Origin of the sequence: Agrobacterium tumefaciens, assembly GCF_005221385.1 — a bacterium.
GTDB classification, from domain to species: Bacteria; Pseudomonadota; Alphaproteobacteria; order Rhizobiales; family Rhizobiaceae; genus Agrobacterium; species Agrobacterium tomkonis.
This window is the reverse complement of sequence record NZ_CP039905.1, coordinates 152,696-178,508: the sequence shown is the minus strand read 5'-3', so window position 1 is coordinate 178,508 and position 25,813 is coordinate 152,696. Positions and strand designations below refer to the sequence as shown.

The window sequence follows — 25,813 nt, the reverse complement described above, 5'->3', positions numbered from 1 at the left end:
ATGCTCACACTAACTTCGCTTGGCGGTGCGGGAACCGTCACCGGCTCGAAACATCTCCTCACCAATGGCGACAAGCGCATCCTGATCGATTGCGGCCTGTTCCAGGGCCTGAAGAACCTGCGCGAACTCAACTGGGCAGCACTTCCGGTTACGCCATCGAGCATCGACGCCGTCGTCCTGACGCATGCCCACCTCGACCATTCCGGCTATTTGCCCAAGCTCGTTCGAGATGGCTTCCGCGGCCGAATCTACTCTACCGAGGCGACGCGCGACGTTGCCGAGCTGATCCTGAAGGACAGCGGCCACCTCCAGGAAAAGGATGCCGAATACGCCAATCGAAAGGGCTTTTCGAAGCACAAGCCTGCGCTTGCGCTCTACGGCATCCGCGACGCCGAGCACTCCCTCGAATTCTTCTCGCCCGAACCTTTCGACAAGCCCATTCACCTTCCAGGCAATGCGACACTGACCTTCCGCCATGCCGGGCATATCTTGGGCGCGGCTATCGCGGAAATCGAATGGGCAGGGCGTCGAGTCGCTTTCTCGGGCGATCTCGGCCGCTACGATGACCCCGTTCTTCCCGACCCCACGGCTGTCGAAAACGCCGACTACGTCGTAATCGAGTCGACCTACGGAAATCGCATCCACGATCAGGTCGATCCCACAGAGGCTTTGGGAAGCGTCATTGAGCGCACGACCGCCAGGGGCGGAACCGTTGTGATCCCCGCCTTCGCGGTTGGGCGAGCCCAATCACTTCTCTACCATCTCTGGAAGCTGAGAATGAATGGCCGTCTCGGAAAGATTCCCATCTATCTCGACAGCCCCATGGCGATCGACGCAACGGATTTGCTGCATGCGCATCGTTCCGATCACCGGCTGAGCCCGCAGGAATGCAATGCGATTTGCTCGATCGCCACCTACACGCGCGACGTTGAGGGTTCCAAGGCGATCACCGCAAGCGCCTACCCGAAGATCGTTATTTCGGCGAGCGGCATGGCCACCGGTGGACGGGTCCTGCACCATCTCAAGGCGTTTGCCCCCGACAGCCGCAACACCATTCTCTTCTCGGGTTTTCAGGCAGCCGGAACGCGGGGCCGCGCTATGATGCAGGGCTCCCGCGAGATCAAAATCCATGGCCAGTGGATCCCGGTTCGGGCAGAGGTCGCGGACCTGTCCATGCTGTCGGCGCATGCCGACGCAAACGAGCTGATGCGCTGGCTGTCCGGCTTCCGTCGGCCGCCGTCCCGCGTGTTCATCGTGCATGGTGAAGACGATGCCTCCGAAGCGCTGCGCGTGCGGATCGACCGCGAGCTTGGATGGAACGCAGTCGTCTCACGCCAGAATCAGGCTTTCGACCTATGACGATCAACAACGTCGAACCCGAGGTTCCTTCTCAGCCGACGCTACGCGTGCGGCGCCTGCGGCTGCACACTCAGCACCAGGCCGTGGTGGTGATGCGCACCGATTGCCATGTCTGCCGCTCGGAGGGTCTGTCCGCGCGCACCCAGGTCCTCGTCTCGATCGGCGCGAGACAGGTACAGGCAACGCTCTTTCAGGTCGAAGGAGATGCATTGCTCGCTCAGGATGAAGTCGGTCTTTCTGAAACAGCCTGGCAGATCCTCGGCGTTAGCGAGAATGACAATGTGACGGTGACCCATCCTCCGGCCGTGGAGTCTCTGACGAGCGTGCGCCGTCGCATATATGGCAATCGCCTCGACGCGCACGCCTTTGCCGAAATCGTGAGCGACGTGGTCGCAGGCCGCTATACCGAGGTCCATCTCGCCGCCTTTCTGACCGCCAGTGCCGCGCTTCCTCTCGACGAGAGCGAGACTGTTGACCTCACGCGCGCCATGGTCGATGTCGGCGACCGGATGAGCTGGAATGCTCCGATCGTTGTGGACAAGCACTGTGTCGGCGGGTTGCCGGGCAATCGAACCACGCCGATCGTCGTCGCGATCGTGGCCGCCAATGGCCTTGTCATGCCGAAGACGTCTTCGCGCGCGATTACCTCGCCAGCCGGCACCGCCGACACAATGGAAACGCTTGCCCCTGTCGACCTCAGCATCGAAACCCTTCGACGCGTCGTGGAAGCAGAAGGCGGATGCATCGCCTGGGGCGGGGCGGTGCATCTCAGCCCCGCCGACGACATTTTCGTCCGGATCGAACGCGAACTCGACGTGGATACCGAGGGACAGCTTGTCGCTTCCGTCCTTTCAAAAAAAATCGCCGCTGGCTCGACGCATGTGGTTATCGACATCCCGGTTGGGGCAACCGCCAAGGTGCGCAGCGAAGCGGCCGCCGATCAGCTCGCCAGTCGCCTCAGCGCCGTCGCTGCCCGTTTCGATCTGGCCCTGACCTGCGTCCAGACCGACGGTTCGCAACCCGTCGGGCGCGGCATCGGCCCAGGTCTAGAAGCCTTCGACGTCCTGGCGGTTCTTCAAAACGCGCCGGATGCGCCGGACGATCTGCGACGCCGCGCGATCCTGTTGGCGGGCGCCGCGCTTGAGATCGGTGGAAAGGCCGCAAAGGGGAAAGGTGAAGCGCTTGCGTTGGCGACCTTGGTCGACGGTCGTGCCTGGTCGAAGTTCATGGCGATCTGCGAGGCGCAAGGCGGACTTCGTGAGCCACCGAAGGCCGCACAGGTTCATCCGTTGATCGCGTCGCGCGCCGGCCGCGTCGTCCATATCAACAATCGCAAAATCGCCCGACTCGCCAAGCTCGCCGGAGCGCCGGAGTCGAAGGCGGCAGGCGTCCAAATGGCCGTCCGCCTCGGCGACGAGATCGCCAGCGGCCAGCCGCTTTTGCACGTTCACGCCGAGACGGCTGGTGAACTTGGCTACGCACTGGACTATGCCGCGCATGCAGGCGACCTTTTCGAGGTCGAAAGTTGACGTGGCGGCTGTCCATTTGGATACGCCGGCACCGTTCGGCCGGCGCATTCTCGATCTACCAGCGCTTGATGCACTGGATGGTCCTTATCCTGTGTATCATCCAGGTCCCCACGGCCTGGGCGATCCAACGCACGCACATGGCGCACCTTTTCTTGAAACCTAAACCCTTCGACCTTTTCCTGCATCAGGTTCACGCCTGGAGCGGATGGCTGATTATGGCGCTGGCGCTCAGTCAACTTATTCTGCGCTTCACATATGGCCGACCACCTCCGATCCAGGGCATGTCGGTGCTTGAGCGCATGATCGCAGGGGTCACTCATGCGGTGCTCTACGGCCTATTGCTCGCACTGCCGATCACAGGCACGATCGCTATGTACGTGACGTTCCGCATCGCTTCCCTGCACAGCCTGCTGAGCTGGATGCTTCTGGTCGTTGCGACCACTCACGCCCTCGCTGCTCTGTGGCATCACTTCTGGCGTCGCGACGACGTGCTGCGGCGAATGATCAGGAACACGAAATAGCGCGCCGGACAGTCAGCCCACGGGTAAATTCTATCTAGTCGAGCGCGCTTCTCCGCGCGAGCAGCACACTCATTTGCGGAGATTGGCGCGCAGGTCGTTTCGGTGAGCGGCCTCGCAAGCATTGATCCCTACGTGTTTGATGCAGCGCAAAGTGATCATTCTGGATCTGCGCTAGATTTGCCCCCAGTTTCTACATTCAAGCAAACCGAAGGATGAGCCGTGGTGGCCGCCGGCGTGACAATGGTCAAGGCGTTCAGAAGGTCGCATAATTGGGCGACCGCCTTGCGGCGCGGGTTTATCCTTTTCCTCGCCATCGCGTTCGGGCTTACGGCGTTTCTCACAGATGGCGGGCATCAAGCGCGTGCTGCTTCAAGGGAGGGCATCCCGGCGCTCATGACTCAAGCTGGGGATTGTGCCGACCTCCTCGTGCGCATGCCCTGCGACAACGATACCCAACGCGGCGCCGAGCACCCGTGCGACAGCGGTCACTGCCTGTCGAGCCTCGGGTGCTTCCTCTGCGCTCCGCTGAACACGGCCTGGAGCTGGCGCACGTTGAACGGCGAGACAGTCTCGCCGGCTGCATCGCCCGTGCCCTCATCCGCGGAGTTGCGTCGTCAGAAGCGACCTCCGCGATCCATCTTGGTCATCTGAGCACCTTCGGCCTGTTCTGTCCGTGTGCTCCAGCCGACCCGAGGACTGGCACAATGCCTTAGTCTTCCGACCGTGCGCGTCCCAGGCCGCCCAACGATACGGCCGAGGAGACGAGCCGTTCTGCGTGACGCCGACGTGACATAGCCTCCAATCGTCGGCTGCCGGCGAGCCAGAAAGGGCCATGCACGGACCTTGCCGAAATCGGTAGGCAGCGGCACGCGAGGAAGTCTTCGGTATCCGCACGCCGGGCCACTTTTCAAACTCACCTCAAGATGTGCTCGAGCAGCCCGCAAGGCTGCGAGCCGAGGAGCTGAATACCATGTTAAAGACCCACTCGACCCGTTCGATTTCCATCACCGCGGCAGTCCTGACAGCAACCGCGATTCGCAGACGTGCGGCCATGCTGGCCTTCGCGACGGCATCGGCCCTGGTGCTTGCTATTCCGTTCGCCGCCACCGTCCGAGCGGAGCCTGCTGCAACCGGCTTCGTCTATACGGCCGATGAATTTGGCAACACCGTTAGCCGCATCGACCTTACCACGGAAAAGATCGACATCGTTCCGGTCCCGATCACGCCCCACAACGTGCAGTTCGTATCGGGAAAAGATTTGGTGCTGGCGGTGGGCCTGCCGGTCGCCGGCAAAGCTGAAGACGCTCATGCGTCCAATGGGGCTGGCCATGGCGGCGACGGACATGGTGATGCCGCTGTCGCAGGCCAATTGATCGTCCTCGACGCGGCCGATATTTCCTCCGGCGTGAAGGCGTCGATCCCCGTGGGTGGGCATCCTGCGCATGTGATCGCAGACGCGCAAGGCAATCGCGCCTACGTCTCGAATTCCGAAGACGACAGCTTGTCGGTCGTTGATCTTGCCAAGGGCGAGGTCGTCGCCACGGTCGGCACCGGCGACTACCCCCACGGCCTGCGGATGAGCCCGGATGGAAGCGCCATCTATGTCGCGAATGTCCAGGACGGTACTGTTTCGGTTATCGACACAACGGCGCTTTCGGAAGTTGCCAGGATCAAGGTAGGCGTTGCGCCCGTCCAGGTCGGCTTCACACCTGACGGAAAGCGGGTCTATGTCTCGCTGCGCGATGAAAACAAGGTCGCCGTTATCGACACGCAGTCGCGCGAGGTGATCGCACGCATCAATGTCGGCCGTTCGCCCATCCAGGTTTACGCCACGCCTGATGGCCGGCTGGTTTACGTCGCGAACCAGGGAACCGAAACGGAGCCGGATGAGACGGTCTCGGTTATCGATGTCGTAGGCGGGAATGTCGTGAAGACCATCCAGACGGACAAGGGCGCTCACGGCGTGACGGTCGTTGCCGACGGAGCCTTTGTCTTCGTCACCAACATCGTGGCCGGGACCGTTTCCCAGATCGACGTCGGCAGCCAGTCCGTGGTCAAGACATATGCTGTCGGCAAGGGACCGAACGGCGTCACCTATCAGGCGCAGTGATGCAACGTCGGGGCGGCGCTTCGCCGCCCCGCACGACCTAAGCCTCAAACCTAGGAGCAGGACGGCCGGCATGCAGGCTTCATCAATGGACAAAGGGTCGGCGAGGCTCTATTCTTTGCCCATGCTTCGCGCGTTGCTTATCATTGTTACAACCATCTCGCTTGCCGCTGCTTCTTTTGCCGTTCAAGCACACGAGACCCGCATGTCCGGGATGTTGGAACGCGCCGCGCTGACGCAGCACATGGAGCAAGCCTCTTCTTCGATGGCCGCTTGCAGCGAAGGGAAATCCTGCAAAGCAGATGCCGGATTGTGCGCCTTCGCCTGCGCCGGAATATCGGCCTGGCTTCCGGTTGTGCGTACTTCGGCAAAGCAAATCAGCTCGCGGCAAAAATATCCCTTCCCGCCGGATGCCGTCTTCGTTGCGGCAGCTCCCGGCCGGAATGATCGCCCTCCTATATCGCGCCTCCTCTGAGCCTGCGGCGGGGCTGATCCCGCTGCGATCCATTTGGACCTTTCAGGCGGGACAGATCGTCCCGAGGTGACGAATATGACGACCTTTTCACGACGCGGCTTCCTCGCCGCCAGCGCAGCCATGCTTGCTGCATCCCATTTCCCCATCAGGGCCTACGGCCAGGACGCGGCTGCGATCCGCCTGGCCGCCACCAGCCGCACGCTCGATATAGACAATCGACCGGCCACCGTTTTCGGACTTGCTGGTCCCAACGGGCAGGGGCTGCTCCTCGATCCGGGCGAGCGATTTCGGGTGGATCTGACCAACGATCTCGCCGAGTCCACGATCATTCATTGGCACGGCCAGATTCCCCCGAACGCTCAGGACGGCGTCCCGGATATGCCGCAGCCGCTTCTTCAGCCCAGTGAAACGCGCAGCTTCGATTTCGCGCCCCAGCCCGGAACGCACTGGATGCACAGCCATGTGCCGATCCAGGAAATGCGATTGCTCGCCGCGCCGCTGATCGTCCGGAGGGCAGAAGACCTATCCGCCGATCGGCAGGAAGTCGTCCTGTTCCTGCACGACTTCGCGTTCAAGACACCGGAAGAAGTGCTGGAAGAGATCACCAGCGCAAGCGCTGATGGACATGGCGCTGCCGGCATGTCACGCGCGATGCAAGGCATGAACCATGGCGGCATGCCTGGAATGAACCAGGGCGAGGCCGGGGGAATGGGCTCGATGGCCATGGATATGGGTAACATGGCGATGGATCTCAACGACTACGACTGGGATGCCTATCTCGCCAATGACCGAACCCTGTCCGATCCCGATGTCGTTCAGGTCGAACGCGGCGGCCGGGTTCGGCTCCGTGTCATCAACGCAGCCGCAGCCACCGTTTTCTGGATCGACACGGGCGAAGCACAAGCCCGGCTCGTCGCCGTCGACGGGCATGAGGTCCAGCCGGTCGCGGGTTCGCGGTTCGGGCTGGCCATGGGGCAGCGTCTCGACCTGGAGATCGACCTTCCAAATGAGACCCGCGCATGGCCGATTCTGGCGCTCAGGGAGGGCGAACGTGAAAGGACCGGCATTATTCTCGCCCCCGCGGGCGCCACGATCGACAGGATCGATTCCCTTTCAGCGAATGACGCCCCGGCCTTCGACACGGACTTGTCTCAGGAGTCACGGCTGGTCGCTGTCGACACGCTTGCCGCCCGTCCGGTGGATCGAAGCCACATGATCATGCTCGGCGGCTCGATGCAGCCCTATGTCTGGACCATCGACGGAGCAACATGGGGCAAGCATCGGCCGGTTGCCGCAACGAGCGGCGATCGGGTGGAACTGATGTTCCACAATATGTCGATGATGGGGCACCCGATGCATCTGCATGGGCATGCATTCCAGGTTGTTGGCATCAACAGGCGACGCTTCGAAGGTGCGCGCCGCGATACCGTGTACATACCGCCGATGTCGATGGTCACTGTTGCCCTTGATGCCGGCGAGGCCGCGAGCTGGATGTTGCATTGCCATCATATGCCGCATCTGGCCACCGGGATGATGACCGAGTTCAGGATCGCTGCATGAAACCGCTCTGGATCGCGGTCGCCGCAACTCTCCTGGCGGCGGCCGGTGCGATCTTGGTCGGAAAGGGACGGTCCGGTCAGGAGGCGAGCGATCGCATCGCCCTTGGCCGGGCAGTCTATCTAGCGAACTGTGCGAGCTGTCACGGCACGAAACTCGAAGGCCAGCCCGACTGGCGCAGCCCGGGCACGAGCGGCCGCCTTCCGGCGCCGCCGCATGACGAGACCGGTCACACCTGGCATCATTCGGACAGGCAGCTCCTCGCAATCATCACCGATGGGACCGCCGCGGTGGTTGGCGGTGGCTACGAGAGTGACATGCCCGGCTTTCGGGAGGCTCTGACCTCCGCCGAGATCGAGGCTGTCCTCGACTACATCAAGAGTACCTGGCCGCAGCGAGAGGCAGACTACCAACGCCGCATCTCGAACGGCTGACACGCCGGAGGCCACGAAAACAATTTCGTGGCCCCACATCGCCATCGCGCGCCGCCCCACCACCACATTCATGCCGACGGGTTCGGCAGTTGATGGCGGCAGAGAGGGTGTTCGGCGGCCTAAAGACATAAGGATTCACAAATGAACAAGAGAAACGTCTTCGCTCTGCTCGTCGCCGCGGCAGCGGTTGCGGGCTTTGCGCTTTGGAATCGAACCGGATCGGAAGACGAAGCCAGAAGAGGAGTATCGGGCCAGGGGACGGCATTGTCGGTTGTCGTGCCTTCGTCATTGTCCGACACCGCAAAGATGGGAGAACGAGCTTTCAACGCCGTCTGTGCAGCGTGCCACGGCAAGAACGCGGCCGGAACCGATGCCGGCCCGCCGCTCATCCATCGGATATACGAACCTTCTCACCACGGAGACTACGCCTTTGAAATGGCCGTCGCCAACGGCGTGCGCGCGCATCACTGGAAATTCGGAAACATGCCTCCTCAGCCGGGTCTGACGAGGGCCGACGTCGCTACGATCGTGGCCTATGTGCGCGAGCTTCAGCGGGCGAACGGCATCAATTGAGGAGCATTGGCGGCGAGATACCCTGCCAGACCTGTCGAGGCGGGTTTGAGGAAATCGGGCGGCTGCGAGTGGAGTTGTGGTGTGATAGGATGAGGCGGCCAAGTCGCCTATGGGAGGGGTGTGCAATGCGAACTGGCATAACATGCGCATTTGTCGTTCTGGCTTTGCTGGTGTCGGCGTCAAATGCCCAAGAGGATCAGCCGTTTCATACGTCTTATTTCGCGGATGAAACGACCATCAGCCTGTCCGTGACCGTCGCGGCAACCTCTCTTGACCCGGAATATAATTTCGATGTGCAAGTCGCGCTCACAGAGCGCGGACCCGAGGGTCAGATCAGATTCATCGACCACAGCGCCCACCTTGCAAAGGTACGATGCGCCGCGCCGAAGGCCGTCATGATCGGCCAATCAGAGTTTATGCTGTCGGATTCGCCCGAGCCGGGGGATTGGAAGCAGGATCTCTGGCGCACCTTCTGCCTCCTGCCGGTCTCATGAGGAACGGGGCCGCGCTGCATCCAGCGCGGCCCTGTGCTTCACTTGACCTGGGTGACAGTCAGCTTTCCGTTGACGCGCTCGGCAACGAACTGGACCTTTGCGCCGACCTTGAGCTTTTCTAGCATCGCGTCATCAGCGACCTGGAATACCATCGTCATGGCCGGCATCTCGAGGTTCTTCAGCTCTTCATGGATGAGCGTGACCTTCTTCGCCTTCTCGTCCAGCTTCTTGACCGTGCCGCTGGTGAATTCCTGCGCGAAGGCGGCGGTGCCGAAGGCGAAGGCGACGGCGCCGGCGAGTGTGATTCTTGTGATAGCTTTCATCGTCATTTCTGTTGCTCCTTATTTCTTCGCGACCGTGACGTCGCCGTGCATGCCGGTATCGTAGTGACCGGGAACGAGGCAGGCGATCTTGAACACGCCGTCGTTGGTGAACTTCCAGACGATCTCGCCGGATTTTCCGGGCGCGAGGCGAATGGCGTTCGGATCCTCGTGTTCCATTTCCGGGAATTTCTCCATCACGGCTTTGTGCTCCATGATCTTGTCTTCCTGGTCGAGCACGAATTCATGATCGACCTCGCCCGCATTCTTGATCGCGAAGCGAACGGTCTGGCCCTGGCGGACCTTGAAGGTGCTTGGTGTGAAGATCATCTTGCCGTCATCCGTTTCCTTCATCGTGACACGGATGGTCTGGGACGCCTTGGCCTTTTCACCGGGTTCGCCAACGGCCATTTCGCCATGACCGCCCTCATGCGAACCGGATGCAAAAGCAGCGGTGGCAAACGTTGAGAGTAGCAGACCAACTAGAATGCGTTTCATAATCGTTTCCTTTGTCGTTTCTGGGAGGAAGTTAACCGTGATTGGAATGGCCAGACGGAAGTTGTGTCTTGGCATCTTTCGCTTTGACAGGCTCGGGCAAGCTCCCGGTCCATTCCCACGCCTGCGTGCCGGGAGGGTTCTCGTACCAACCCGGATCGCTGTAGTCGCCCGCTGAGATACCCTCGCGGACCTTCACCACGGAGAACATGCCGCCCATTTCGATCGGGCCGTGGGGACCCCACCCGGTCATCATGGGGACGGTGTTCTCCGGTATTTCCATCGACATTTCGCCCATATCCGCCATGCCGGCCGTCCCCATGGGCATGTATTCGGGACGGATCTGCCTGATCTTTTTTGCAACCTCCTTCTTGTCGACCCCGATGAATGTCGGGATCTCGTGACCCATGGCATTCATGGTGTGATGCGACTTGTGGCAATGGATCGCCCAGTCGCCGACGTACTTCGCGTCGAACTCGTAGGCGCGCATCGCACCGACAGGGATGTCGATGCTGACCTCGGGCCAGCGCGCCTCCGGCCTGACCCAGCCGCCATCGGTGCAGGTCACCTCGAAATCGTAGCCGTGCATGTGGATTGGATGGTTCGTCATCGTCAGGTTACCGACGCGAACACGAACCCTGTCGTTCTTGGAAACGACGAGCGGATCGATCCCTGGAAAGACGCGCGTGTTGAACGTCCAGAGGTTGAAGTCGGTCATTTCCATGATCCGGGGCACGTATGTTCCCGGATCGATGTCATAGGCGCTGAGCAGGAAGACGAAATCCCGATCCACCGGCATGAACTTCGGGTCCCGGGGATGGATGACGAAGAAGCCCATCATCCCCATCGCCATCTGTACCATCTCGTCCGAGTGCGGGTGGTACATGAAGGTGCCGGATTTCACGAGATCGAACTCGTAAACGAAGGTCTTGCCAGAGGGGATGTGAGGCTGCGACAGCCCGCCAACACCATCCATCCCCGACGGCAGGATCATACCGTGCCAATGAATGGTCGTGTGCTCCGGCAGCTTGTTGGTCACGAAAATGCGAACCCGGTCGCCTTCGACTGCTTCGATGGTCGGACCCGGTGACTGGCCGTTGTACCCCCAAAGATATGCGGTCATGCCTTCGGCCATCTCCCGCTCCACCGGCTCGGCAACGAGGTGGAATTCCTTCACCCCGTTGTTCATTCGGAACGGCAAGGTCCAACCGTTGAGGGTGACGACCGGATTGTAATCTGGGCCGACCGTCGGCTTTACCGGGGTTTGCGTGGCCGCCGAGTCCATGAGAGCGGCTTCCGGCAAGCCCATGTTGGACGTTTGCGCCCAGGTCTTACGATAACGCTGCAATGGTGGCAACTAAACCACATATGTGCTAATGTGGGTCCGTCACTTCGGGAGTATGTGAAATGAGCCGCTTGACGATCGACATAACGGACAAACAACATCAAAGCCTCAAAGCGCTAGCCGCTCTGCAGGGCAAGACAATCAAGCAGTACGCACTTGAGCGCCTGTTTCCCGGCGACGTCGAGGGAGAACGGGCCTGGGAAGAGTTAAAGACGTTGATGAATACGCGCATCAGTGAGGGGCTCGCCGGAAAACTGTCGACCAAAACCGTAGGTGAGATCCTCGACGAGGAGATTGCCGAAGGTCGCGCTTGACGGCTTACATCCTGACCGCAGAGGCAGAATCCGATCTTCGCTCGGTAATCCGTTACACACGGGCACAATGGGGTGCCGCCCAGGTACGTCAATACGTCTCGGCTTTGGAGCGAGGAATGGAGGACATTGCCGCGGGCAAAGTTCCCTTCAAGGATCTGAGCGCACTCTATCCGGCGCTGCGGATGGCGCGATGCCAGCACCACTACTTCTTCTGTCTGCCTCGAGAACATGCGCCCGCTCTCATCGTAGCGATTCTTCACGAACGAATGGATCTCATGAGGCGTTTGGCTGACCGTCTAAACGAGTGATGTTTTCACGACGGGAGGAACTCCTGCGCGCGTGCTAGATAAGGGGTCGGTTCCGGTATGGGGCGAAATGACACCCTAAGCGCCCGTCAAGCGGCGAGCGCGTTAAGGATCGGGCATTCCGGCACGTCTTCGCCAGAGCATTGCGAGATCATTGTCACGAGCACCGCTTCAATGCGCTGGAGGTCGGCAATCTTGGCGCGAACCTCGGCTAGATGCGGTTCGGTCCGGCGCTGCACCTCCGCGCAGGTCTGGCTTCTGCAATCGACAAGATGAAGCAGGCCGCGGACCTCGTCGATGCCAAAGCCGAGTTCGCGCGCCCTGAGGATGAAGCGCAGGCGGCGGACGTCGGTTTCGTCATAGATGCGATAACCGCTGGCGCTGCGCGGCGGGTCGGGTAGCAGGCCGATCTTCTCGTAATAGCGGATGGTCTCCAGATGGCAGCCGGTCGCACGGGCCAATTGGTGGCGCTGCAGTCCCTTGGCGGAAAGAAGAGAATTCATGGTGAAAATACCTCTTGAGTCTGTACTGGCTACAGAGCCTATCCTGTTTTCAGTCAGAAATCGAGGATGGTTTGCGATGAACGAAATTGGTAGCAAGACATTGAATTCTTCGAAGGCGGCCGCCGAACCGGATCGGCGCGAGGGCGGGCTCGCGGCGATAAGCGTTATCGGCGCTTTTCTGGCATCGGCCTGTTGCATCGTCCCGCTGCTCCTGGTGACACTCGGTGTATCGGGCGCATGGATCGGCAACCTGACGATGCTCGAACCCTATAAGCCCTATATCGCGGCGGCGACACTCGTGCCGCTCGGGTTTGGCTTCTGGCAGGTCTATTTCAAGCCCAAAGCCGCGTGCGAGCCGGGTTCCTACTGCGCCCGTCCGCGCTCCGCCATCATCACCAAGACCGCGCTTTGGATCGCAACGATCCTCATCGTGCTCGCCAGCACCATCGGCTGGTGGGCGCCGCTGTTCTATTGAAACGAGGAGATAACCACGTGAAATACCTGTCGAAACATCTGGTCGCCGCGGCTGCGCTTGGCTTGAGCGGTACTATTATGCTGCCACTTGCCCTTCCCGCGTCCGCACAATCCGCGTCGGAAACGGTTACCGTCAAGGAGCTGACGCAGACCTTCGCAATCGAGAACATGTATTGTGCCCTTTGTCCGGTCACCGTGCGCAAGGCCATGGAAGGCGTTGCGGGCGTGAAGTCGGTCAAGGTGGATTTCGAGGCCAAGACGGCGACGGTTGCCTATGACCCGTCGACCGCGACGGTCGCGGCCATTGCCGCTGCTTCCACCAATGTTGGCTATCCTGCCAAGGCGATCGGGAGTTGAGTCCGTGCCTGACCGGTCCATGCTTGGCGTCGGAGTGGTTGGCGTCTTGATCGCGGCGCTGTGCTGTCTGGTGCCGATCCTGCTGGTGGCGGCAGGTTTGATCGGCGTGGGAGCGCTGACAACAGCGGTCTACGGTCTGGTGCCAATTCTCATCCTCATCATTGCCGCAGCCGGTTACCTGCTGTGGCGACATCGTTCACACATCGATACCAGGAAACATTAGGAGATTTTCATGTCTGACTGCTGTGCGCCCCAAAAAGGCAATGGCCGCTACGATCTTGCGGTGATCGGTGCCGGTTCGGCCGGGTTCTCGGCCGCAATCACGGCCTCTGAGCAGGGGGCGAATGTCGCCCTGATCGGCCACGGCACGATCGGCGGCACCTGTGTCAATGTCGGCTGCGTACCGTCGAAGACGATGATCCGCGCTGCCGAGGCGCTGCATGGTGCACGCGCCGCGCATCGCTTTCCCGGTCTTGCCGGGGAAGCCAACGTCGCTGACTGGGGCCGTTTGGTCGCCGCCAAGGACGACCTGGTGACCACGCTCAGGCAGAAGAAATATGTCGACCTTCTGCCACAATACAACGGCGTCGCCTATCTGGAAGGGAAAGCGCGCCTGAATGGTCAGGGCGCTCTGATTGTGAACGGCGATCCGATCATGGCTGGCAAAATCATCATTGCTACCGGATCAGCGCCGGCCCTGCCGGACATTCCCGGCATTGGGGATGTGCCTTACCTCACCAGCACGACCGCGCTCGAGCTTTCCGAGCTGCCGCGTTCGCTGCTGGTGATCGGCGGTGGCTATATCGGCTGTGAACTGGCGCAGATGTTCGCCCGTGCCGGGGCGGAAGTGACACTTGTAACCCGCCGCCGCCTGTTGCCGGAAGCCGAGCCGGAAATCTCCGCAGCATTGACCGGTTATCTTCGCGACGAGGGCATTACCGTCCTAACCGGCCTCTCCTATCGCCGGATCGCGCGCACGGACCGCGGTGTCGAACTGACGGTCGCCATCGACGGAGCGGACGAAGTGATCGCGGCCGAGCAGGTGCTTTTGACCACTGGGCGGTCCCCGAACACCGGCGGTCTTGGCCTTGCCGAGGCGGGAGTTAAGCTATGCGGTAATGGCGGCGTCTTGGTTGATGAGCGGATGCGCACCTCAAAGCCTGGCGTCTATGCGGCAGGTGATGTCACCGGTCGCGACCAGTTCGTCTATATGGCAGCCTATGGCGCCAAGCTCGCTGCCCAAAACGCACTGAACGGTGACAGCCTTGTCTATGACAATGCGGCCATGCCGTGGGTGACGTTCACCGATCCGCAGGTCGCGGGCGTCGGCCTGACCGAACAGGCGGCTCGCGACGCCGGCTTCGAGACCAAGACTTCGATCGTATCTCTTGACCAGGTGCCGAGGGCGCTGGCCGCGCGCGACACGCGCGGGCTCATCAAACTGGTTGCCGACGCCAAAAGCGACCGATTGCTTGGTGGACAGATCCTCGCGCCCGAGGGCGCCGACAGCATCCAGACGGTGGTGTTGGCCATCAAGCACGGCATGACGGCGAAGGCGCTCGGCGAGACAATCTTCCCTTATCTCACCACGGTCGAAGGGTTGAAACTGGCGGCGCAGGGCTTCGGCAAGGACGTGGCGAAGCTGTCATGCTGCGCCGGATAGGAGGCTTCGATGGAACCTTCGAACGGATACGGCCTTGCGGGATTGCTCGCGGCTAAGATCGTCTGCTGCGGCGCGATTGTACTGGCAGCAACAGGCGCGATCAGCTTTGCCGGCCTTGCCAGTTGGCTGGTCGGCGGCGGCTACTTCTGGCTGGCAGCGGCCGTCTTGGCCATTGTCGGAATCTACTTGTGGCGGCACCGCGCGCGGGCAAATGGCAAGACCGACGGCAAAGGCCCCGTCGGTCAACCGATATACGGTCGGCGCAAGTAGTTCTGCTCAAAAGCGTCGCCGGATGTCATGTTGAGAAGGGTATTATTGCAGGCAGGGCGTTGCAAACCTTGCTGTGGGGGTTAGGTTTTTTGTCAGGGGGAAAAGTAGTCTTTTAGGAGAGGAGAATTGCATGAGCGATAACAAAAGCTTCGATCTGATCGTGATCGGAGGTGGGACGGGTGGAAATGGTGTCGCCCGGATGGCCGCTGACGCTGGCTGGAAGGTCGCCAGCATCGACGCCCTTCCTTTCGGCGGCACCTGTGCATTGCGAGGCTGCGATCCCAAAAAGATGCTGATCGCCGTGACTGAGGGCATTGACTGGGCCCGCAACTTGAGCGGCAAGGGGCTGGAAGCACAGACATCCGTCGACTGGGCGGACATGATCGCCTTCAAGCGCACGTTCACCGACGCGATGCCTGGTCGCATCGAGGGCGGGCTGGAGAAAGCCGGTATCACCGTGTTGCATGGCGAGGCACGCTTCACCGGGCGAGACAAGATCGAGGTGAATGGCGAGATCTTGTCGTCCCGGAACTTTCATATCGCCACCGGCGCTCGGCCAATGACGCTGAATATCCCCGGCGAGGAGTTGCTGGCGACTAGCACCGACTTTCTCGAGCTGCCCGAACGGCCGGACCGGGTCGTGTTCGTCGGCGGCGGATTCATTGCGATGGAATTTGCCCATATCTCCAAACGCGCAGGGGCGCGGGAAGTCACGGTTCTGGAGATGATGGAGCGACCGCTGGGCAATTTCGACCCCGACCTGGTCGGTATCCTTTCCGAGGCGACCGCCGATCTGGGGATTGACCTGCGGACCGAGGCCAAGGTTCTGAAGATCGAGAAAGACGGGTCGGATTTCACCGTTACCTATAAGACGCCGGAAGGAAAGCAGACGATCAATTGTGATCTGGTGGTTCATGCCACCGGGCGCGTGCCCAACATCGAGCATCTCAACCTGGAGGCCGCGGGCGTGGAATACGGCCGCAAAGGCATCAAGGTCAGCCCCTACATGCGGACCACAAATTCCGCCATTTTTGCAGCCGGCGACTGTGCCGACAGTGGGCCTAATCTGACCCCGGTTTCGGCCAACGAAGGCCGGATTGCAGGCAAGAACCTGCTCGCAGGAAAGGATGAGCGCGCGGTCAGTTATCCGCCGATCCCAAGCGTTGTCTTCACGCTGCCGCAGCTTTCCTCGGTCGGCCTGTCCGAAGCCGCAGCACGCGACAAGGGGCTGGCCTTTGACACGCATTTCGAAAAGACCGCCGGCTGGTACTCGTCGCTGCGGGTCGGGGCGCGCTACAGTGCCTACAAGGTTCTGGTCGAGAACGGGACCGGCCATATTCTTGGTGCACATCTGATCGGCCCCGGAGCGGAGGAACAAATCAATCTCTTTGCCATGGCTATGGGCGCAGGGCTGACCGCGAACAGGATCAAGGGCATCATCTTCGCCTATCCCAGCTATGCGTCGGACATCAGTTCGATGGTGTAGCTGATGCGGCAAGGCTGGCATTTCGATTGCGGGCGTCTCTGAAAACGCTCGACGCGACGGGGAGCAGAGTTTGGGAGGCGCCCCACCGGCAGACACACGATCGTTTCGAACGGCCAACGGCCTTACCATCGAGGACAGCATGAGCAAAGGAATGTCCCCCAGTCAGCGATTCCCGACGGTCGAGCGTCTTAGTCCTGCCCGTTCAGCAGGATTACGCCCATGACCAAGCGCCGGGTCTGTGATTCCGAGGCACCCTACGGCGATCCGGGCATGCATCTCGGCCGCCTCGCACTCGGTCTCTCCGACAGCGCCGCTGCGTCGACCGACGCGCGTGCGGTGATCCGCGATATCGGACGGTTGCTGTCCGCGGCAACGCTTCGCGTCGATCGCATCTTTGTGAGCGCGCAGCCGCTGCATCCGGCCTTCCGTGCCCGGACCTATCTCTGGCTTGCTGACGACGACAGAGTTCGTGTCATCGATTGGCCGCATGGTCTGAAGAACCGACCGGGCTATCTCGCTTCCCCGGATCATCATGTGCACACGACGCGCACGGAGCTCCGCGTTCCTCGCCTGCAGGACGTCCGAGCGTTTCGGTGCGACCTCTACGGCGAACTTAGGGCTGACGGCTTTACCGACTATCTTATCGTTCCGCTGCGCTTCGGTGATGGCACGATCAATACTCTCTCCATCGCGACACGCCGGCGGAACGGCTTTCCGGAGGTGGCTTTGGAGGGTTTTCGGCGGCTGGTCGGTCTTCTGACCGTGATACTGGAGCGCCTGGTCGCGCTCGAAAACATCGATATTACCCTGAGGACCTATCTCGGCGGGGCATCCGGCACCCGGCGGAGCGTCGGGCGACCCGGCGCCGTAACGATCCGGCGATAGAAGCAACTCGCCCGGCCGGTATGGCAACATCCGCCGTCTCCGCCAGCGCGCACCTTGAGCCACACCGCGTCCTGATCACAATCGATGCGCAGTTCCTCGACCTGCTGGACTTGCCCACTCGTCGCGCCCTTATGCCAAAGACACTTGCGGGACCGGCTCCAGTACCAGGCCTGACCGGTCTCGATCGTCTTTTCCAGCGCCTCCGCATTCATCCACGCCAGCATTAGCACCACACCGTTCGCCGCATCCGTGGCGACTGCAGGAATGAGCCCATCCGCGTTGAATTGCGGCGTCAGAATGGAGTTTTCTTCGATCGTTTCCGCGAGGTCCGCGGCCGGCGTGGTCATGGGCAAGGGCGTATCTCCGAGTGTACGGGGTATTTCGCGATTGGAGTGTGCCGGCTCAAAGGATGGTTGGTGGTTGGCGGCTGCCGGGCCGTGCTTTGGGCTCGTCACATGTGCATGTCGGGGAGGCATCTTCCCGACGAGATGAAGCCCGGCGCCAGCGCATGAGGGCATAGCCGGCGGCTCCAGCCAGGAGTGTCAGCACACCCCCTATCACGAGACCTTGCCCGCTGAACCAGCCCAAAACGCCGCCCACCGCCGAGCCGATGACTACCGGTCCAAGGCAGCAAAGCGCGACTAAAGGCGCGATGATGATCGCGGTCACGATGCCGGCGGTCGGTTTGTCGTCCAAGGCGCTCTCCGTTCTGATCGCAGATCCATAGCATCGCTGCGGCGCGGTCCATTAATCACAAGCACGACCGCGTCGGGTATCCCGATGACGCGATCGCTGCCAAAGAGATTCGTTACACCCTGTACTCGGTACAGGGTCAAGACAAAATCTTGATCGCTTGGCCACGTAGGCACTGCGGAAACAGAGATTGGTAGCGCCACGGTTCATGATGCTTGAAAACCCCAGCTACGGTCTTCAGACGACAGCGACTGCTCAACGGGTTCCACTTTCCAACGCCCTCACAGAAGCGTGATCGCAAATCGTTGAAATCCCCCTTGAGTCTGTAGTGACTACAAGGCGTAGGCTACTTCGCAAATCGCTGTTCAACGATGCAGAAAGTGAGCAATTATGGAGGCATCATCAGGTCTCAAAGGATCCCGAACGTCGGCGACCGCCGCCATCCACGTGACATCGGAACACCAGCGGGGCGGACGCCAGCAACTGCTCGCCGCCGGCGGCATTCTCGGGGCGATCGCCGTCTCGAGTTGCTGCGTCATCCCGTTTGCCCTGTTCACCGTGGGCATCGGCGGAGCCTGGATCAGCAACCTCACCGCCCTCGAACCGTATCAACCGATTTTTGCCGCCATGACGTTCGGTATCCTCGGCTACGGGTTCTATCTCGTCTATCGCGAGCCAAAGGTCGCCTGCGCTGAGGGCTCCTATTGCGCCCAGCCCAAGTCGGGACGGATCGCCAAAGCCGGCCTCTGGGTTGCCACCGTCCTCGTCATCGTCGGACTAGGGTTCCCGAGACTTGCGCCCCTGTTCCTCTAAGCCAAAGGAGAATGATCCCATGATCCGCCCTGTCGCAGTTGCCGTTCTCCTCGCTCTGCTTTCCCCGCTCGCCGCCGTGGCCGGCGAGAAGACTGTTATACTGAACGTTGACAACGCCACCTGCGCGCTCTGCGCCCCCATCGTCAAAACGGCCCTCTCTCGTGTCTCGGGTGTCACAGCGGTCCAGGTAAAGGAAGCCGACGCAATGTCGGGTGCTGTCGCCACGGTCTCTTTCGATGACGCAGTCACCGGCGTACCGACCCTCATTGCTGCGACGACCAACGCCGGCTATCCGTCGCATGTGGCGCAATAGCCGCCGGCTGATTGGCGGCGGCGGGCGGAGAGCGGTATCACCTCTCTTCGCTGCTCCACATCGGCACGCTGCTGCCTCAAAGGGTGAACGGCGCCGTCGAAAATATCCACCCGGCGGGTGCGAAGTTGCAGGTGTGTAGGAGACTGCAGCTATGGCCGCGAACACCATCGAGCAAAGTACCTTTTGGAAACGGCACCTGGACAAATTCGGGGCCGCCGGATCGGTCTTCGCGGCGCTCTGCTGCCTCGGTTCCCCGGTACTCCTTTCGATTGTATCGGCCGTCGGGCTTGGCTTCATCAAAAGAGATGCGATCCTGTTCCCATTGTTAGCAGCGTTTCTGGCCGTCACCCTACTCGGGCTATATCTTGGAACACGCAGCCATCATCAACCGTGGGCTCTCATCATCGGGGGGCTCAGTACGCTGGCGATAGCGGTCGTGTTTCTCGGTCTCATGCCAAGCCTTGTCCTGGCCTACGTCGGCATCTCTGGTTTGATCGCCGCCAGTTTTCTCAATGTCTGGCTCAGAGTACGCCAGCTAAGGAGCCGGTAACACCGAAACAATCAGTTCGCTTTTGGCGAACGGGAGACGATGTAGGCGTATCTCTGGTCATGGAGCCGGCGTTGCCCGGCGATCAACCGGCGTTCCGGTTCTCGCTCGATGTCATCGGGACCTTTATCGGGCTCAACGATTTGGCTCGCGAGCGACGATAGCGTTGCGGTTACGTTGCACGATATCGGAGACGGTGTTCTTGCTGAGCCCAAGTTCGCGACCAATGAGCCGATAGCTGCGGCCTTCAGCAACGAGCGCCAGAACTCGCGGAGCCAGACGGTCCGACTTCGGGCGCTGCCCCCGCTGTCGACCGAGTTTCTTGCCGCGCGCTTTGGCAACGGCCAAGCCCGATTTGACCCGTTCGCTGATAAGATCGCGTTCGAATTCAGCGATACCGGAGAGGAAAGTCGCCAGCATACGGCCATGAGGAGATGACAGATCGAAGGTCATGCCGTTCATGGCGATGACTGAGACCTTCCAGCTTTCCAGCTCGCGCAACGTGTTGAGGAGATCGATCGTCGAGCGTCCCCAGCGGGAGAGTTCTGTGACCAGGATGGCGTCGATATGTCTGGCCTGAGCGAGCGCCATGATCTTCTTGCGCTCGGCCCGGTCCAGCTTCACGCCCGAGCCCGTCTCTTTATATATGCCGGCAATTTTATATCCGGCACGTCCGGCGAAGGCGGTCAGATCTCGCTCCTGTCGTTCGCAGGACTGATCAGCCGTCGAAACCCGGCAATAGATGGCCACGCGCTGTCCCAATTGAACCCTCGTGGTTTTGTGGCTCGCAAAGCCTTGATTTGCATGGGGCGATTGTTGTCCAAAACAGACTGTACTTCAACAGGGACAACGCGCGCATGCCAAGACGACATATTCTCGCCGAGCGACAGCGCTCGGCGTTGCTCGACCTGCCGACGGACGAGTTATCACTGCTGAAGCATTACACATTGGGCGACGACGATCTGGCAAACATTCAGGAACGCCGCAGACCAGAAAACAGGCTGGGTTTCGCCCTGCAGCTTTGTGCACTACGCTATCCAGGGCGCGCGCTGGCTCCGGGCGAAATGATTCCGCATGAAGTCCTTTCCTTCATCGGAGCTCAGCTCGGCGTTCCGGCCGATGCGCTTCTCACCTATGCCGCCCGGCGTCAGACCCGCCAGCAACATATGGAGGCGTTGCGCGAGATCTACGGCTACAAGACATTCACGGGGCGCGGGGCCCGTGATCTGCGGGATTGGCTTTTCGATCAGGCTGAAGATGCCAGGTCGAACGAAGATCTGGCGCGGCGCTTCGTCGCGCAATGCAGGAAAATGGTGACCATCCTGCCGGCGGCGTCAACGATCGAGCGTCTGTGCGCCGATGCCCTTGTTGCCGCCGAGCGATGCATTGAGACACGGATAGCGGAAAGGCTCGACTTTAGTGTGCGCGAGCAACTGGACGGGCTTCTGACCGAAATGGTTGACGGAAACATCAGCCGTTTCATCTGGCTTCGCCAGTTCGAAGTCGGCAGCAATTCCGCATCAGCGAACCGCTTGCTTGATCGGCTGGAGTTCCTGCGCGGTCTGGAAGTCGATCCCCAGATCCTCCTAGGCGTACCGCCACACCGCATCGCGCGCCTGCGTCGGCAGGGCGAGCGTTACTTCACGGATGGCCTGCGCGACATCAGTTCGGATCGGCGGTGGGCGATCCTCGCCGTTTGCGTCGTCGAATGGGAAGCCGCGATCGCCGATGCCATCATCGAAACCCACGACCGCATCGTTGGGAAAACTTGGCGAGAGGCGAAACGGCTACATGACGAGCGGATTGCCGGTTCCAAGGCCGCAGTCACCGATACGCTTCGCGCTTTCACGGCATTGGGAGCCTCTTTGCTGGAAGCTCGCGACGATGGTGTTCCGTTGGACAATGTGTTGGCACGGTCGGCCGAATGGCATCAGCTTGAACAGCTGGTTGCCGTAGGGACGCAACTCACCAGTACATTGGCAGACGAGCCGTTGGCTCACGTCGGACAAGGGTATCATCGTTTTCGCCGATATGCGCCGCGGATGTTGCGATGCCTGAAGCTCAAGGCTGCGTCGGTGGCGGAGCCATTGATTGCAGCCGCGAAAGCCATCGGCGAAACACGTGCGCCGACATCAACAGGTATATCATTCCTGCGGCCGAATTCGAAATGGCATCGCCATCTCCGAGCGCAAGACCGAGGCGATGGTCGTTTATGGGAGGTCGCGGTGCTGTTTCATCTTCGCGATGCTTTCCGGTCTGGAGACATATGGCTGGATCATTCCCGCCGCTACGGCGATCTCAAGCAGGTGCTTGTTCCGATGACCTCGGCGCAGGCGAATGCCAGGATGGCTGTTCCTCTCGATCCTCAAGCTTGGCTGGCTGACCGCAAGGGTCGCCTTGCGGATGGTCTGAAGCGGCTGGCACGTGCCGCTCGCGACGGGACCATCCCCCATGGTAGCATTGAAGATGGAACGTTGCGGATCGACCGGTTGACCGCAGACGTTCCCGAAAGCGCAGAGGAACTGGTCCTCGATCTTTATCGTCGAATGCCGCCTGTGCGGATCACTGACATCTTGCTGGAAGTTGACGCGGCGGTCGGATTCTCGGACGCCTTTTCCCATCTCAGAACCGGAGCGCCATGCAGCGATCGGGTCGGCTTGCTGAACGTTCTGCTCGCCGAAGGGCTGAACCTAGGCCTTCGAAAAATGGCGGAAGCCTCGAACACGCATGATTACTGGCAGCTCTCGCGCCTTGCCCGCTGGCATGTCGAAAGCGAGGGCATGAACCAGGCGCTGGCGATGGTCGTGGCCGCGCAGGGCAAGCTGCCGATGTCCCGGTTCTGGGGCATGGGAAAAACCGCATCAAGCGATGGTCAGTTTTTCCCTTCGGCACGACAGGGCGAGGCCATGAACATGATCAACGCCAAGTACGGCAGTGAGCCTGGGCTCAAGGCTTATACCCACGTCAATGACCAGTTCGCGCCGTTCGCCTCACAGACTATTCCCGCAACCGTCAGTGAAGCTACGTACATCCTCGATGGCCTGCTGATGAATGAAGTCGGCCGGCAGGTCGGCGAGCAATACGCCGATACGGCGGGGTTTACCGATCATTTGTTCGGGACCAGTGCCATGCTCGGCTACCGGCTCGTCTTGCGCATCCGCGACTTACCGTCGAAACGGCTTTATGTCTTCGATCCCGCGGGGACACCCAAAGATTTACGCAAGCTGGTGGGCGGCAAAATCCGCGAAGAACTGATTGTGTCAAACTGGCCTGATCTCTTCCGCTGTGCTGCCACGATGGCCGCCGGAAAGATCAGACCGAGCCAGTTGCTCCGGAAACTCGCATCCTATCCCCGACAGAACGATCTTGCGGCCGCGCTTCGGGAAGTCGGCCGCGTCGAGCGCACTCTCTTTATCATCGAGTGGATCCTCGATACCGATATGCAGCGCCGCGCCCAGATTGGCCTCAACAAGGGCGAAGCCCACCATGCCCTCAAGAGTGCCCTGCGCATCGGCCGTCAAGGTGAAATCCGTGATCGAACCACTGAGGGGCAGCATTACCGGATCGCCGGGCTGAATCTGCTGACGGCGATCATCATCTACTGGAATACCGTCCACCTTGGCCACGCCGTCGCCGAACGGCGAAACGAAGGCCTCGATGTGCCACCCGAACTTTTAGCCCACATCTCTCCTCTGGGCTGGGCGCATATCCTGCTGACCGGCGAATATCTTTGGCCCACGGAGGCAAACGCTTAGGGTGTCATTCCGCCCCCAGCCGGAACCGACCCCTGGGTCAGTGTTTGCCGCCGATGAGGATCCCAGATGGCAATATCGGCGTCTGCGCTGACGGCGATCGTGCCCTTGCGCGGATAAAGCCCATAGGTCTTGGCATGATTGGTCGATGTCAGGGCGACGAACCTGTTGATGTCGATCCGGCCCTTCATGACACCTTCGGAAAACAGGATCGGCAATCGTGCGCCAACGCCCGGAATACCGTTCGGAACCCAGCGGAAGCTGGTACTGCCCTTCGGCGTCAGCTTTCCCTGCGGATCGTCGTATCGGAACGGGCAATGATCGGACGAAAAAACCGAGAAGACCTCCTGCTGGAGCCCTTGCCAGCATGCCTCCTGGCTGTCCGCGTCGCGCGGCGGAGGCGAGCATACGTATTTCGCGCCTTCCATGTTCAGCCCTTCCAGATTGTTTTCGGTCAGCACGAGATATTGCGGGCAGGTCTCGCCGAAGATTTTCAAACCTCGCTGGCGGGCTCGCCGGATTTCTTCCATCGCTTCTCTGTTCGAAACGTGGACGACCATCAGGGGAACATCTGAAAGTTCGGCAAGCGAGATCGCCCGATGCGTCGCTTCCCGCTCGGCGATGATAGGGCGCGAAGTCGCGTGAAACCTGGGCTCGATCTTGCCCTCGGATTCTGTCCCGGATCAGCGCCTTTGAGACAGAAGTGTTTTAATTGGGAAGAGAGGATTTTCGGCTCATCGTAGCTCTATCAAAGGAAGCGAAGATGAGACAGAAAACCGGGCCGCAGACATCGGCGGCCGAGAAGACAATCAAGGACATCCGCCGCGCGACGCGCAAGCACCATTCGTCGGAGGAGAAGATCCGTATTGTGCTGGAAGGTCTGCGTGGCGAAGACAGCATCGCCGCGATTTGCCGCCGCGAAGGGATCGCCGAGAGCCTGTATTATAGCTGGTCAAAGGAATTCCTCGAAGCGGGCAAGAAGCGGCTTGCCGGAGACACTGCCCGCTCGGCCACCAGCGATGAGGTCAAGGCGCTACGCCGTGAAAGCCGCGACCTGAAAGAGGCGCTGGCCGACCTCACCCTGGAAAACCGCCTGCTTAAAAAAAGCATGATCGCGGATGGGGGCGACGAAGAATGAGATATCCCGCCACCGAAAAGCTCGAGATCATCCGGCTTGTCGAGGGGTCTCATCTGCCAGCCAGGCAGACGCTCGACAAGCTCGGCATTCCAAGACCAACCTTCTATCGCTGGTATGATCGCTTCCAGACCCACGGTGTCGAGGGGCTGGAAGACCGGACGTCCGCACCTTCACGGGTGTGGAACCGTGTTCCCGACGATGTCCGTGACCGTATCATCACCATGGCGCTCGACCATGCCGATCTGTCACCGCGCGAGCTGGCCGTGAAGTTCACCGACACGGAACGCTATTTTGTGTCAGAGGCTTCGGTCTACCGCCTGCTCAAGGCCCACGACCTGATCACCTCGCCAGCCTATATCGTCATCAAGGCCAATGATGAGTTCAAGGACAAGACCACGCGTCCGAATGAGATGTGGCAAACCGACTTCACCTATCTGAAGGTCATCGGCTGGGGATGGTTCTACCTGTCGACCATCCTCGACGATTATTCCCGCTACATCATCGCCTGGAAACTATGCACCGGCATGAAAGTCGATGACGTCACCGACACGCTCGACCTGGCACTGGCCGCCTCGGGCTGCGACAAGGTCAAGGTCGAACACCGCCCACGCCTGCTGTCCGACAACGGCCCGTGTTACGTGGCCTCAGATCTCGGCGAATGGCTGGACAAGTACAAGATCGACCAAGTCCATGGCGCCCCCGGCCATCCCCAGACACAGGGCAAGATCGAGCGCTGGCACCAGACGTTGAAGAACCGCATCCTGCTCGAAAACTACTTTTTCCAGGAGGACCTCGAAGCCCAGATCGCCGCCTTCGTCGAGCATTACAATCATCGGCGATACCACGAGAGCCTCGATAATCTCACCCCGGCCGACGTCTACTTCGGACGCGGCCATACCATCTTGCTCGAACGCGAAAGGATCAAACGCGACACCATCAGACAACGTCGCTTGAAACACCACGCCAAAGCGGCTTAAATCAACCCGCAAACCGAGCCGGAAACTCCATTCTTCCAGAGCCCAAAAAGTCTCAAATCATTCGACGACGGACAGGATTAGACATGATGGAAAGTAGGCGTGGGGAAGCTTCCA

Annotated in this window: 30 protein-coding genes and 1 pseudogene; 23 read left to right on the top strand and 8 right to left on the bottom strand. The window is 60.6% G+C overall.

Annotation, left to right across the window (positions count from 1 at the left end; translation table 11 throughout):
- The 9 genes from CFBP6623_RS26020 (at position 1) to CFBP6623_RS25980 (ending at position 9,049) form a co-directional block, all read left to right on the top strand.
- Positions 1-1,359: an MBL fold metallo-hydrolase RNA specificity domain-containing protein gene (locus tag CFBP6623_RS26020; protein ID WP_080843374.1), complete on the top strand. Its 1,359-nt coding sequence runs from the start codon at positions 1-3 to the stop codon at positions 1,357-1,359.
- Complete coding sequence (locus CFBP6623_RS26015) at positions 1,356-2,888, top strand: thymidine phosphorylase family protein (protein ID WP_080843324.1); 1,533 nt, start codon at positions 1,356-1,358, stop codon at positions 2,886-2,888. The genes CFBP6623_RS26020 and CFBP6623_RS26015 overlap by 4 nt, the downstream gene beginning before the upstream one ends.
- Entirely contained in the window at positions 2,885-3,409 is a 525-nt protein-coding gene (locus tag CFBP6623_RS26010) for a cytochrome b (protein ID WP_052114352.1), read from the top strand. The genes CFBP6623_RS26015 and CFBP6623_RS26010 overlap by 4 nt, the downstream gene beginning before the upstream one ends.
- A 970-nt stretch (positions 3,410-4,379) precedes the next feature.
- Positions 4,380-5,519 (top strand): cytochrome D1 domain-containing protein, encoded by a 1,140-nt coding sequence (locus CFBP6623_RS26005; protein WP_225246839.1) that lies wholly within the window; start codon positions 4,380-4,382, stop codon positions 5,517-5,519.
- Between the two features lie 70 nt (positions 5,520-5,589).
- Positions 5,590-5,991 carry a hypothetical protein gene (locus CFBP6623_RS26000; RefSeq protein WP_115672697.1) on the top strand — a complete coding sequence of 134 codons (402 nt, stop codon included), beginning with the start codon at positions 5,590-5,592 and terminating at the stop codon, positions 5,989-5,991.
- A 75-nt stretch (positions 5,992-6,066) separates the two neighbouring features.
- Complete coding sequence (locus tag CFBP6623_RS25995) at positions 6,067-7,551, top strand: multicopper oxidase family protein (RefSeq protein ID WP_037094843.1); 1,485 nt, start codon at positions 6,067-6,069, stop codon at positions 7,549-7,551.
- Positions 7,548-7,982, top strand: coding sequence for a c-type cytochrome (locus tag CFBP6623_RS25990; RefSeq protein ID WP_077546207.1), 435 nt, complete (start codon positions 7,548-7,550; stop codon positions 7,980-7,982). Before CFBP6623_RS25995 ends, CFBP6623_RS25990 begins: the two co-directional genes overlap by 4 nt.
- 141 nt (positions 7,983-8,123) lie before the next feature.
- A complete protein-coding gene (locus CFBP6623_RS25985; RefSeq protein ID WP_037094849.1) occupies positions 8,124-8,555 on the top strand; it encodes a c-type cytochrome in 432 nt (143 codons plus the stop codon).
- A 125-nt stretch (positions 8,556-8,680) separates the two neighbouring features.
- Positions 8,681-9,049, top strand: a complete 369-nt coding sequence (locus CFBP6623_RS25980; protein WP_052821447.1) for a hypothetical protein — start codon at positions 8,681-8,683, stop codon at positions 9,047-9,049.
- Positions 9,050-9,087: 38 nt separating this feature from the next.
- Here the strand turns inward: CFBP6623_RS25980 and CFBP6623_RS25975 are convergent, their stop codons facing one another.
- Genes CFBP6623_RS25975 through CFBP6623_RS25965 form a run of 3 tightly spaced genes read right to left on the bottom strand, consistent with a single transcriptional unit; the run spans position 9,088 to position 11,221 of the window.
- Entirely contained in the window at positions 9,088-9,372 is a 285-nt protein-coding gene (locus CFBP6623_RS25975) for a copper-binding protein (RefSeq protein WP_077546222.1), read from the bottom strand.
- Positions 9,373-9,390: 18 nt separating this feature from the next.
- Complete coding sequence (locus CFBP6623_RS25970) at positions 9,391-9,867, bottom strand: cupredoxin domain-containing protein (RefSeq protein ID WP_080843321.1); 477 nt, start codon at positions 9,865-9,867, stop codon at positions 9,391-9,393.
- A 31-nt stretch (positions 9,868-9,898) separates the two neighbouring features.
- Entirely contained in the window at positions 9,899-11,221 is a 1,323-nt protein-coding gene (locus CFBP6623_RS25965) for a multicopper oxidase family protein (RefSeq protein WP_080843320.1), read from the bottom strand.
- Between the two features lie 50 nt (positions 11,222-11,271).
- On the opposite strand from CFBP6623_RS25965, the gene CFBP6623_RS25960 reads away from it, so the two are divergent.
- Both CFBP6623_RS25960 and CFBP6623_RS25955 read left to right on the top strand, forming a co-directional pair.
- Positions 11,272-11,523: an antitoxin gene (locus tag CFBP6623_RS25960; RefSeq protein ID WP_080843319.1), complete on the top strand. Its 252-nt coding sequence runs from the start codon at positions 11,272-11,274 to the stop codon at positions 11,521-11,523.
- Positions 11,520-11,831, top strand: a complete 312-nt coding sequence (locus CFBP6623_RS25955; RefSeq protein WP_080843318.1) for a type II toxin-antitoxin system RelE/ParE family toxin — start codon at positions 11,520-11,522, stop codon at positions 11,829-11,831. The genes CFBP6623_RS25960 and CFBP6623_RS25955 overlap by 4 nt, the downstream gene beginning before the upstream one ends.
- A gap of 86 nt (positions 11,832-11,917) precedes the next feature.
- Here the strand turns inward: CFBP6623_RS25955 and CFBP6623_RS25950 are convergent, their stop codons facing one another.
- Positions 11,918-12,331 (bottom strand): MerR family transcriptional regulator, encoded by a 414-nt coding sequence (locus CFBP6623_RS25950; protein ID WP_052642499.1) that lies wholly within the window; start codon positions 12,329-12,331, stop codon positions 11,918-11,920.
- Between the two features lie 76 nt (positions 12,332-12,407).
- Between CFBP6623_RS25950 and CFBP6623_RS25945 the strand changes: the two genes are divergently transcribed.
- The 7 genes from CFBP6623_RS25945 (at position 12,408) to CFBP6623_RS25915 (ending at position 17,466) form a co-directional block, all read left to right on the top strand.
- Positions 12,408-12,806 carry a mercuric transporter MerT family protein gene (locus CFBP6623_RS25945; RefSeq protein ID WP_052642501.1) on the top strand — a complete coding sequence of 133 codons (399 nt, stop codon included), beginning with the start codon at positions 12,408-12,410 and terminating at the stop codon, positions 12,804-12,806.
- Positions 12,807-12,823: 17 nt separating this feature from the next.
- On the top strand, positions 12,824-13,162 hold the full coding sequence (locus tag CFBP6623_RS25940) for a heavy-metal-associated domain-containing protein (RefSeq protein ID WP_225246255.1): 339 nt from the start codon (positions 12,824-12,826) through the stop codon (positions 13,160-13,162).
- Between the two features lie 4 nt (positions 13,163-13,166).
- Complete coding sequence (locus CFBP6623_RS25935) at positions 13,167-13,385, top strand: hypothetical protein (protein WP_125302879.1); 219 nt, start codon at positions 13,167-13,169, stop codon at positions 13,383-13,385.
- A 9-nt stretch (positions 13,386-13,394) separates the two neighbouring features.
- Positions 13,395-14,825 carry a mercury(II) reductase gene (gene merA / locus CFBP6623_RS25930; RefSeq protein WP_052642505.1) on the top strand — a complete coding sequence of 477 codons (1,431 nt, stop codon included), beginning with the start codon at positions 13,395-13,397 and terminating at the stop codon, positions 14,823-14,825.
- Positions 14,826-14,834: 9 nt separating this feature from the next.
- A complete protein-coding gene (locus CFBP6623_RS25925) occupies positions 14,835-15,095 on the top strand; it encodes a hypothetical protein (protein WP_052642507.1) in 261 nt (86 codons plus the stop codon).
- A gap of 130 nt (positions 15,096-15,225) precedes the next feature.
- On the top strand, positions 15,226-16,581 hold the full coding sequence (locus CFBP6623_RS25920) for a dihydrolipoyl dehydrogenase family protein (RefSeq protein ID WP_052642509.1): 1,356 nt from the start codon (positions 15,226-15,228) through the stop codon (positions 16,579-16,581).
- A gap of 219 nt (positions 16,582-16,800) precedes the next feature.
- Positions 16,801-17,466 carry a hypothetical protein gene (locus CFBP6623_RS25915; RefSeq protein ID WP_052642511.1) on the top strand — a complete coding sequence of 222 codons (666 nt, stop codon included), beginning with the start codon at positions 16,801-16,803 and terminating at the stop codon, positions 17,464-17,466.
- Here the strand turns inward: CFBP6623_RS25915 and hisI are convergent.
- Entirely contained in the window at positions 17,397-17,813 is a 417-nt protein-coding gene (gene hisI, locus CFBP6623_RS25910; RefSeq protein WP_077472851.1) for a phosphoribosyl-AMP cyclohydrolase, read from the bottom strand. The genes CFBP6623_RS25915 and hisI overlap by 70 nt on opposite strands.
- A 55-nt stretch (positions 17,814-17,868) precedes the next feature.
- Positions 17,869-18,162 (bottom strand): hypothetical protein, encoded by a 294-nt coding sequence (locus tag CFBP6623_RS25905; protein WP_077472850.1) that lies wholly within the window; start codon positions 18,160-18,162, stop codon positions 17,869-17,871.
- 444 nt (positions 18,163-18,606) lie between these two features.
- Here CFBP6623_RS25905 and CFBP6623_RS25900 point away from each other — a divergent pair, with 444 nt between their 5' ends.
- From CFBP6623_RS25900 to CFBP6623_RS25890, 3 genes are all read left to right on the top strand, one after another.
- Complete coding sequence (locus CFBP6623_RS25900; protein ID WP_225246253.1) at positions 18,607-18,972, top strand: mercuric transporter MerT family protein; 366 nt, start codon at positions 18,607-18,609, stop codon at positions 18,970-18,972.
- Between the two features lie 19 nt (positions 18,973-18,991).
- Positions 18,992-19,285, top strand: a complete 294-nt coding sequence (locus CFBP6623_RS25895) for a cation transporter (protein WP_052642517.1) — start codon at positions 18,992-18,994, stop codon at positions 19,283-19,285.
- Positions 19,286-19,436: 151 nt separating this feature from the next.
- A complete protein-coding gene (locus CFBP6623_RS25890; RefSeq protein ID WP_052642519.1) occupies positions 19,437-19,835 on the top strand; it encodes a MerC domain-containing protein in 399 nt (132 codons plus the stop codon).
- Between the two features lie 132 nt (positions 19,836-19,967).
- Here CFBP6623_RS25890 and CFBP6623_RS25885 read toward each other — a convergent pair whose 3' ends face one another.
- Positions 19,968-20,594: a recombinase family protein gene (locus CFBP6623_RS25885; RefSeq protein WP_052642521.1), complete on the bottom strand. Its 627-nt coding sequence runs from the start codon at positions 20,592-20,594 to the stop codon at positions 19,968-19,970.
- 95 nt (positions 20,595-20,689) lie between these two features.
- Between CFBP6623_RS25885 and CFBP6623_RS25880 the strand changes: the two genes are divergently transcribed.
- Entirely contained in the window at positions 20,690-23,587 is a 2,898-nt protein-coding gene (locus CFBP6623_RS25880) for a Tn3 family transposase (protein ID WP_080843317.1), read from the top strand.
- Here CFBP6623_RS25880 and CFBP6623_RS25875 read toward each other — a convergent pair.
- Positions 23,587-24,258: pseudogene (locus CFBP6623_RS25875) on the bottom strand (amidohydrolase family protein); the annotation flags it as partial. The gene CFBP6623_RS25880 and the pseudogene CFBP6623_RS25875 overlap by 1 nt on opposite strands.
- Before the next feature lie 89 nt (positions 24,259-24,347).
- Here CFBP6623_RS25875 and CFBP6623_RS25870 point away from each other — a divergent pair.
- A protein-coding gene (locus tag CFBP6623_RS25870) for an IS3 family transposase (protein ID WP_137002611.1) occupies positions 24,348-25,699 on the top strand; the annotation gives its coding sequence in 2 pieces (ribosomal slippage) (positions 24,348-24,684 and positions 24,684-25,699; 1,353 coding nt in all).
- Positions 25,700-25,813: the final 114 nt, after the last annotated feature.